General features: G+C 44.2%; 11 protein-coding genes and 1 pseudogene. 4 read left to right on the top strand and 8 right to left on the bottom strand.

Annotated features, from left to right (window positions below; all coding sequences use genetic code 11):
- The coding region (locus F6K53_RS34420; RefSeq protein ID WP_293083797.1) for a zinc ribbon domain-containing protein at positions 1-547 on the top strand (547 nt) is incomplete at its 5' end.
- Positions 548-572: 25 nt separating this feature from the next.
- On the opposite strand, the gene F6K53_RS34415 is transcribed toward F6K53_RS34420, so the two are convergent.
- Positions 573-734 (bottom strand): hypothetical protein, encoded by a 162-nt coding sequence (locus tag F6K53_RS34415; RefSeq protein WP_293071330.1) that lies wholly within the window; start codon positions 732-734, stop codon positions 573-575.
- A gap of 462 nt (positions 735-1,196) precedes the next feature.
- Here F6K53_RS34415 and F6K53_RS34410 point away from each other — a divergent pair, with 462 nt between their 5' ends.
- Entirely contained in the window at positions 1,197-2,126 is a 930-nt protein-coding gene (locus F6K53_RS34410) for a hypothetical protein (protein WP_293071331.1), read from the top strand.
- A 444-nt stretch (positions 2,127-2,570) separates the two neighbouring features.
- Here F6K53_RS34410 and F6K53_RS34405 read toward each other — a convergent pair whose 3' ends face one another.
- The gene (locus F6K53_RS34405; RefSeq protein ID WP_293071332.1) at positions 2,571-3,272 is read right to left on the bottom strand and encodes a hypothetical protein; all 702 of its coding nucleotides are present in this window, start codon (positions 3,270-3,272) and stop codon (positions 2,571-2,573) included.
- A gap of 304 nt (positions 3,273-3,576) precedes the next feature.
- On the opposite strand from F6K53_RS34405, the gene F6K53_RS34400 reads away from it, so the two are divergent.
- Entirely contained in the window at positions 3,577-4,119 is a 543-nt protein-coding gene (locus F6K53_RS34400) for a hypothetical protein (RefSeq protein ID WP_293071333.1), read from the top strand.
- A 293-nt stretch (positions 4,120-4,412) separates the two neighbouring features.
- Here F6K53_RS34400 and F6K53_RS34395 read toward each other — a convergent pair whose 3' ends face one another.
- The 6 genes from F6K53_RS34395 to F6K53_RS34370 form a co-directional block, all read right to left on the bottom strand.
- Positions 4,413-5,510 carry an anthranilate phosphoribosyltransferase family protein gene (locus F6K53_RS34395; protein ID WP_293037110.1) on the bottom strand — a complete coding sequence of 366 codons (1,098 nt, stop codon included), beginning with the start codon at positions 5,508-5,510 and terminating at the stop codon, positions 4,413-4,415.
- Positions 5,511-5,540: 30 nt separating this feature from the next.
- Positions 5,541-6,536 (bottom strand): LysR family transcriptional regulator, encoded by a 996-nt coding sequence (locus tag F6K53_RS34390; RefSeq protein ID WP_293037108.1) that lies wholly within the window; start codon positions 6,534-6,536, stop codon positions 5,541-5,543.
- A 257-nt stretch (positions 6,537-6,793) separates the two neighbouring features.
- Positions 6,794-7,003: a hypothetical protein gene (locus F6K53_RS34385; protein WP_293071334.1), complete on the bottom strand. Its 210-nt coding sequence runs from the start codon at positions 7,001-7,003 to the stop codon at positions 6,794-6,796.
- An 86-nt stretch (positions 7,004-7,089) separates the two neighbouring features.
- Positions 7,090-7,287, bottom strand: coding sequence for a hypothetical protein (locus F6K53_RS34380; RefSeq protein WP_293083794.1), 198 nt, complete (start codon positions 7,285-7,287; stop codon positions 7,090-7,092).
- Positions 7,288-7,446: a hypothetical protein gene (locus F6K53_RS34375; RefSeq protein ID WP_293071335.1), complete on the bottom strand. Its 159-nt coding sequence runs from the start codon at positions 7,444-7,446 to the stop codon at positions 7,288-7,290. It abuts the gene before it with no gap.
- A complete protein-coding gene (locus tag F6K53_RS34370) occupies positions 7,433-7,621 on the bottom strand; it encodes a hypothetical protein (RefSeq protein ID WP_293071336.1) in 189 nt (62 codons plus the stop codon). The genes F6K53_RS34375 and F6K53_RS34370 overlap by 14 nt, the downstream gene beginning before the upstream one ends.
- A gap of 236 nt (positions 7,622-7,857) precedes the next feature.
- Between F6K53_RS34370 and F6K53_RS34365 the strand changes: the two are divergent.
- A pseudogene (locus tag F6K53_RS34365) lies at positions 7,858-8,044 on the top strand (Photosystem Q(B) protein 1); the annotation flags it as partial.

Below are 8,044 nucleotides of genomic sequence, written 5' to 3'. Positions count from 1 at the left end.
AATAGGACATGGTGACTTTTCTGGGATTCAGCGTCTATGTCAACACTTAGATAATCTGATTTCAAAGATCAGTAAGGCTAAGGGAAAACAAAAATACCGAATGAGAAAAGCCGCCAGAAGGATGGTGCTCAGAATTCAGAGCCTAGTAAATGAACTACATCACAAGGCGGCTAGATTCCTGGTTGACAACTTTGATGTAATATTGCTCCCTACCTTTGAGACGTCTCAGATGTCCAAGAAGCGCAACCGAAAACTTAGATCTAAAACGGTTCGCAATATGCTTTCTTTTGCCCATTATCGGTTCAAAGAGTTTCTCAAACAAAAAGTATCTGAGACCGGAAAGATTGTTGTTGATGTCTGCGAAGCTTATACCAGCAAAACGGTTAGTTGGACGGGCGAGATAGTTAACATTGGCGGCAGCAAGACTATTAAGTCGAAAATTGATGGTCAAGTAATGGATCGTGACATCAATGGCGCTCGTGGGATATTCCTGAGAGCTTTGGTAGATACACCCTGGCTGAAAAATCAGCTTGCATTGGCGGGCTAAAGTATACTTTGGTAGATTTTGGTAGCTAAAAAGTATCGGTATTATTGATTTGGCGTTGCTGAATCTTAGAATGAATATAAGTAGGGTGGGCATCCTGCCCGCTTGGTAATTGTAACGGGCAAGATGCCCGTGCCACCAAGATGCCCGTGCCACCAAGATGCCCATTCCACAAAACTCTTAAAATCATTCCATTATTAAGCAACGCCAGTGATTTTCCCCTACAGGTGCCCGATCCTAGCTATAGACTTTCCCACTAGGAGCTACCTAGAACAGCCAGCTTCAGCAGGCTTTTTGGCCAATTAGAGCAGTTTCATCTGGAGAAGTTGGGATAAATCAGGTTTTGGCTGCTGATTGCCGCCATTTTGGCTGGAAAAATGGCCTATCTAAGCTAACGTTTATAAAGACTTCACATAAAATTTACAATCTGGTGGGACGATTCATAAGTAATTTACAGAAAATTGCTGATAGACATGGTTAACTTTAGAAGAAGCAAAAAGTGCAGCAGGTACTCAAAGCATGTAGTTTCTCCTAGTCACTGCTTAAACGCCAAGATGCTAACCAGAGTGAAAAAACCGTACCATGCGGAATTTCTCTAACAGCCCTTGAGGTAAATAGTAACACGAGTAGTTTTAACAGTTAACTATACAACATGTCAGGCTCTCCTCTGAATAAATTCCTTTTTAAACCCGTTCTTCTTGCAGCAGCGGTATTGTCAGTACTGTCCTTACCAGTAGCAATTTTTGGCTCACAACCAGTATCCATTCGCATTCAGGGAGAACAGTGGATGGATGGTGAAATTAAGGATCTTGCTCCCCCTTACCTAGGCTTGGTTGGAGCCTTAAGTTTGGGAGTCGGTGTAGCCAGTTTGGCAATTTCAGGGTGGCAACACTCCGCCCATAAATTTTCTCAAACTCAGGACAAAGTTTCGACTCTATCTGGGGATATCCAGGCAAAAGAAAAAGAATTAGAAGACCTTAAGCTTTCTCTGTCGAGTTTGGAAGCTTCTGGACTCAGTGATTTTATAGATAAGGGAGAAACCCCGAAAACAGTTACAGAAAACCTTCCGGAAAAAGTTACCGACAAAGTTACCGACAAAGTTATAGAAAACCTTCCGGAAAAAGTTACCGACAAAGTTACCGACAAAGTTATAGAAAACCTTCCGGAAAAAGTTACCGACAAAGTTACCGACAAAGTTATAGAAAAGGTTACGGAAACTCAGGATAACAGCATTGAATTCCAGCCAGTCTTTGAAACTATAGTGACTAGCTCGAATTTTGTTGAAGAGCCCTCCATAACAACCCCTACAAGGTCTGTAGAGGATGTAACCCAGAAGTTTGCCTCAGCACAAACGTTTCTAGGTTTTGTGCGCACAAAACCTGTAGTCACCCAACCTATCCAGGTGAGTTCACCAAAACCCGAGCAGCTGGATCAACTCAACACTCAACTTCAAACAATTATGACTCAGATGGCTTCTTTACAATCTGCCCTTGATGGCACACAGAAAAGTCGACGGATTGAGGTACCTGTAGCCAATCGAGCATCCAAACAACTTGTTAAGTCCTGGTCTGTAAAGGGTTAGGAAGGTTTAAGACAAGTTGTTAGACGATTAGGGTGCATTGTTATCGAACCATAAGCTAAAAAGCATCTACTGGAATTTCCTCCAGATAGTTATGTATAGATAGTTGACTGTTGGCAATTAGTCAAAATTGCTGAATTTAGTTGACCATTTTTGCCTTCCAAATTCACAATTATAACCTCAATTTATCCATAGATTAATTTGGGATTAGCTAATTACTGGATTGTTACAATTGATATCACATTGATCCTGTTCACAAAAAGCGCCAACAAAACGCGATCATAGCGCTCATTAAATAAAACTGTTAGGGTATGTCGGTTAAGACCTTGCACAGTGTTGCTGAGTATTATAATTAGTATTATTATTAATATTATTCATGGTTCAGGCTTGATAGTAACCAACCATGAACCATGACCATGAACTATGAACCAAGATAAAGGTTTTGTCTTATCGGAAAAACTCTGACGGCGAGAGTGGAGTATCGCTTTGATTTTTTAAATTGGTTTGTGGGCTAATACTACCACTAACCGATCTTTGGGGTCTAAGTTCTGAGCGGTTTCCCCAGCCACCATTGCGTTCTGCTGCCCTAATGCTAGGTACTGATTTCCTGCCACTAGGTAGCGCTATCGGTAGAGTGTAACTTGCCTTTACGTAAGGTTGACCATCATTATTAAATCGGACGAGGTCACCTTCCATCTCTGGAATCTGCGGCTGTTGCTCTTCAGCCCTTCCTAGGTGACCATAGGGCTCATAGGTAGCTAAGAAAGAGACACTATTATTGGGGCTAACCGAGAATCGTCCTTGTAATTGATTGATTTGCCAAGCTTCCTGAAGGCGACCATCTGGTGCCACCTCCCATAGGTTAAGCCTAGCTTCCCATTGACCCTGCTCGTCTACCTCAACAACTTGGCGATCCAAAATGGAATAGGTGCCTAGGGGGTTAGAACCAAATAAAGGCTGTTGTGTCGGACGCAAATAGCGAATAGCAGCCACAGCAATTTGACTTTGGTTAGGTAGATTACTACTACCGGATACAGTATACGCACCAGGACGACTGGCCGGTTTTACACTGAGTTCTAACTCAAGGTCAGGGGATTCTTTTGGGGAGCAGCTGACACACAATGCCATTAGCATTAGGATCATAGTCACCTGCTTATTAGAGTAAAGTGAGCGAACTGTTTGACTTAAAAATTGGTAGAATCGCATAAGCATAGGTATAAACAGATTAGATATCCCTAAGGGATAGCTTACAAAGAATGACTAATTGTCAGATTAGGGGTTCAAAATATCGACTATCATAGCAAGTTGTTAAAAACGACCTAAGTTGATTGGTAGTTAGTGATGGATTTACCACGGAACCCTAATCAACGTCTAACATAATCAATACCTTGATTGTTTATAATTGATAGCTTATAATTTATAGCTTATAAAATTTTATCGACTAAGACTAGTTATGAAGCAGCAAAGTAGGTTTAGACATACATCTTTATTGAAATTTTGTACTACTCAGTTGGCAATCGCTGGCCTAGTAACCCTAGGGATTCCTAATGGTTCTGCCACTGCTGGGAATGGATTTAGTTTGTGTGCCAAAGATCTTAAAGCGGCCAATATAACTTCAGAAATCGCATCACAAGCTTGTTCAGAGGCACTACAACCTGAGGATTTATCTTTATGTGTACTGAAAATTAAGGTACTGACCTCATTAGTAGGCCAAAAAGCCTTAGGTGCTTGTACACGAGTCCGACGACCTTTGGAATTGGCTAGCTGTGTGGTTGATATTGACAATCAGATTGAAAACATAAATGCTAACTCAGTGCTGGATCACTGTCGTCGTAGCCTCCTGCCAGAGCAATTTTCTGAATGTGTTATTGGCTTGAATAGTGCCAATGTCGCTAGCCCTGACAAGGCTCTAAACACTTGTATTTCTGTTGATCAATATCCCTCCCAATTGTCTCCGACCTTTGCGCCACCTCCGGCGAGAACCTTGGTTCAGTAATTTGGTTGAGTATTGTAAGCATATGCGCGAAGCGCACGCTGCGCGAACAGCACTCAGCAGTCAGCAGTCAGCTTTATGGCACAGGCCACAAGCCCTGTGACAACACTGCAGCATTATTCCAATGCTTACCGATTTTATTCAAAAGCTGTTCGGTGTAGCTTGCCCTATGCTCATAAGCACATCAAGTACCGTGGCACAGGCTTCTAGCCTGTGACTGATTAGCTGTTCGCGTAGCGTGCGCTTCGCGCATATGCTGATAGCTGATAGCTGATAGCTGAATACTTACCTTCTATTTATTTAACCTTGTGCAAGTAATCAACAATTTCGTTAAATTTTTGAGCCACATTACCACTGGTGAATAAATCTTCAGCCTTGGCCAGACCTGCTCTAAAATCTGGGCAAACACCACAACGCCACAGATAAAACCCACCATTCCAGATAGCGGCTGGCATCAATGGGTTGGATTTACCCTTTAGGATTTCCTGGTAGTGTGCCAGCAGTGTAGTGGTTGACTCAAACGGTAACTCCTTGCCAGCCAAACCGTATTCACTCGGATGGAGTAGCAAACGCTCAAACCCTTGACTGGCTGATGCTTGACTAATGGCTATGATGGCAGTGCGATCGCGTGGGAGGTCACAGCTACCCTCTAAGCCTTTGACAAAGGTAAAATTCTTGACCAGACGCAGCTGAGATGTCTGTCTAAATAGGATTTCTGTAGGTGGATGAACATACCCGGCAACATGATGAGTCTCTCCTCTATAGGCAGACCACAGGAGTTCCATGGTTGCTATCGGTGGACGTTTACCGATTTGGTCGCGGTAGGAAACTAACTGATCAGCTTGGGGAAAATGCTGGGGTAAATAGATAAATCCTAAGCCAGTTGTCTCCAATACTTGTTGCACCTGGGGCATAGAAAGTTGGGAGAAATCCATTCCCAATCCCTGCCAAATCTCAATCAAGGGGACTCCATACTTAGTGGGCATACAATCTCCCCCATGCATGACCACAGGTACCCCAGCAGTAGCTAAGACTAAGGCGGTCAGGGGTGTGACTGGTGCAGTACGGTTTCGTCCATCATAGGGTGTTCCTAACACTGTAATCCCCAGGGATGGAGAAGAAGAAAGTGACCGAGAGGCATCTTGCCCATGGTTGATGTCCCAGGGGTGTAACCTTGGTCCAAGTTGGTCATAAGCATCCAACATTCCTGCCAGTTCTTCACTGGTCGGTCGTTTGATGCGGTGGGCAATCATAAATGCTCCAATTTGCGCTGGTGTAGCCTCTTGTGTCAACATGAGGCGGGTTGCAGTGGTGGCTTCCTCACGAGTTAAGGCTTTCCCAGTGTGTACACCACTGCCCACTTTCTTTAATAATTCCCTGAAGGCATTACTCATTGGCGATTAGTCCAAAGCTGGAAACAGTGATCAAGCTTGAGCAAGGGCTGGCAGCTGGAGGTTCCAAGCCTGAACTGTTGGCATGTCCAGCTGACGCACCAGTTGACAAAAATGCTGAATTGGTGGAATGTCTAAGCGATCGCGAGTCGTGACTAAGACCACTTGACGAGTCCACTTGGAATCCAAGGCCGAGAGGTTACCAACTAGTTTGTTGGAGCTAGCCACGGATTCTGGTAGTTTTTCTAGGGTACGCACAGCCAGAGTAGAGTCTTCCTGTACATTGATCAGGGCTGATTTGGGCAATAGGGCAATCAATTCTCCTTGGCGCACTACTCCTTGGAATGCTTCTAGGGTATTTAACTCCATAACTGCCCGCAAATTAGCCCCTAGGCGGGAAAACTGCTGTTGTACTAAACGTTGCATCCCGTAGCCACTTTTAAAGACTGCTTGTGGGTATTTAATCAGTTCTGACCAGGGCACTGGTTGATAGTTGACTAAGGGATGGTCTGATGCCATCAGGACTTCGATGGGCTCTTCGTAGAGTACCTCAACTACCATCTCTGAACTAGTGGTCAAAAAGCGATTGTTCATCACAATTGCTACATCCACTAGACCATCTCGCAGTACCTTCAAAGAGCGATCGCTTCCGAGGGCCGTCACTCGTAACTGCACTTGAGGATAGGCCTGACAAAATTGCCTTAAGATCGGTGGCAAGTAGTGAGCGCAGACTGATTGGATTGCCGCTACACACAATTCTGGCTGCTTCCCTGCGATCAAATCTGCTAATTCTTGGGTAGCAGTTTGCCACTCTTGACAGATTTTACGAGCACGGGGTAACAGCTGTTCCCCTGCAAGAGTCAACTTGGCGTGAGCAGTGCGATGAAACAGTGGCATACCCAGATAGCTTTCCAGAGACTGAATTTGTCTACTGATAGTCGATTGTGTTACGCCGCATTTTTGTGCCGCTTGTCCAAAATTACCTGTCTGGGTGACTGCCAGAAATGCCTGCAACTGCTCAATCCGCATGATTTGTTTAAGGTGTATGAGGTTTCATCATAATTAATTGAACATAGTAGATTTTTTGAGGAACTTCGGTAGAATTTGATACATTGACGCTTTCCGATTTAACTAGATCCATAACTCAACTAATGTAATCTAATAAACCTAAGTACACCAATTTCAAATGGGACAGTTACGGTGAAAGGAGAACAGGGCGCTTTGGATCCGTCAACAATCCAGGATGTTAAGAAAGTATAAATAAATAGATCAATATATAGCAGTTCTCAATTGGGTGAGTTACTTTCGTTCTGGGTTTTAGGGAGTCGGGAGTCGGGAGTTGGGAATCGGGAGATAGGTAAATGGGCATAGGTGGAGTGGTAAAAAATCCTGTGTACCTGATCAGTATGAGAATTGCGAACGCGCCCCGCGTGACCAAACGCGATGGACTTCGTCCCGCTTTGCTGCGAAGCGCGTGGCCTTTTGGCCAAGGTCAATCGCGAAGCGGTTCCAAAGGAACATCGCGTTTCCTAGTCTACTGACCTACACCAAAATTTTGGCGTTGCTTAATAATGGAATGATTTTAAGAGTGATTAGGTGCGCGCCTCCTAGGCCGGGGAACCCGGCCTTGGGTCGCACCTGTGGAACTGGCATCTTGGTAGAACTGGCATCTTGTGTAGAACTGGCATCTTGGTAGAACTGGCATCTTGTGTAGAACTGGCATCTTGCCAGTTTCAATATATTTTGGGGCGGGCAGGATGCCCACTCTACGAATATTCATTCAAAGATGTCGCACCTGTGGAATAGGCATCAGGCGTGGAACTGGCATCTTGTGTAGAACTGGCATCTTGTGTAGAACTGGCATCTTGTGTAGAACTGGCATCTTGCCAGTTTCAATATATTTTGGGGCGGGCAGGATGCCCACTCTACCAATATTCATTCAAAGATGTCGCACCTGTGGAATAGGCATCAGGCGTGGAACTGGCATCTTGTGTAGAACTGGCATCTTGTGTAGAACTGGCATCTTGGTAGAACTGGCATCTTGGTAGAACTGGCATCTTGCCAGTTTCAATATATTTTGGGGCGGGCAGGATGCCCACTCTACGAATATTCATTCAAAGATTCAGCAACGCCAAAATTTTCTCAACCACTCCTTTACCACAATAACAATATAAAGTCAATACTTATTTAATATAAGTTTTACTTATTTACATTATTTAATAACCTGAGGTGAAATTACTCGCAAAACCCTTTACAAAACTTTAGAGATTGCTTAATATAAATACATGAAGGCGCACACAAGCCGGACGAACCTCGAAAAGTTCATATTCATACCCGTAATCATAAGAACATGACTACTGTATTACAGCAGAGCAACACCTCTGTGTGGTCTCAGTTCTGCAATTGGGTCACCTCCACCAACAACCGCCTCTATGTAGGTTGGTTTGGTGTATTAATGATCCCAACCCTGCTAGCTGCTACCACCTGCTTCATCATTGCATTCATCGCTGCTCCTCCTGTGGACATCGATGGTATCC

Source organism: Moorena sp. SIO4A1, from assembly GCF_010672065.1.
In the GTDB taxonomy this organism is placed as follows: Bacteria; Cyanobacteriota; Cyanobacteriia; order Cyanobacteriales; family Coleofasciculaceae; genus Moorena.
The sequence above is the reverse complement of the archived record's forward strand: the minus strand, read 5'-3'. Positions and strand labels throughout refer to the sequence as shown.

Excerpts from the sequence above, each read along its gene's own strand:
- F6K53_RS34415 (WP_293071330.1), bottom strand. The coding sequence starts at position 734 with ATGATTTTAAGAGTTTTGTGGAATGGGCATCTTGGTGGCACGGGCATC.
- F6K53_RS34410 (WP_293071331.1), top strand. The coding sequence starts at position 1,197 with ATGTCAGGCTCTCCTCTGAATAAATTCCTTTTTAAACCCGTTCTTCTT.
- F6K53_RS34400 (WP_293071333.1), top strand. The coding sequence starts at position 3,577 with ATGAAGCAGCAAAGTAGGTTTAGACATACATCTTTATTGAAATTTTGT.
- F6K53_RS34395 (WP_293037110.1), bottom strand. The coding sequence starts at position 5,510 with ATGAGTAATGCCTTCAGGGAATTATTAAAGAAAGTGGGCAGTGGTGTA.
- F6K53_RS34390 (WP_293037108.1), bottom strand. The coding sequence starts at position 6,536 with ATGCGGATTGAGCAGTTGCAGGCATTTCTGGCAGTCACCCAGACAGGT.
- F6K53_RS34380 (WP_293083794.1), bottom strand. The coding sequence starts at position 7,287 with ATGAATATTCGTAGAGTGGGCATCCTGCCCGCCCCAAAATATATTGAA.
- F6K53_RS34375 (WP_293071335.1), bottom strand. The coding sequence starts at position 7,446 with ATGAATATTGGTAGAGTGGGCATCCTGCCCGCCCCAAAATATATTGAA.
- F6K53_RS34370 (WP_293071336.1), bottom strand. The coding sequence starts at position 7,621 with ATGAATATTCGTAGAGTGGGCATCCTGCCCGCCCCAAAATATATTGAA.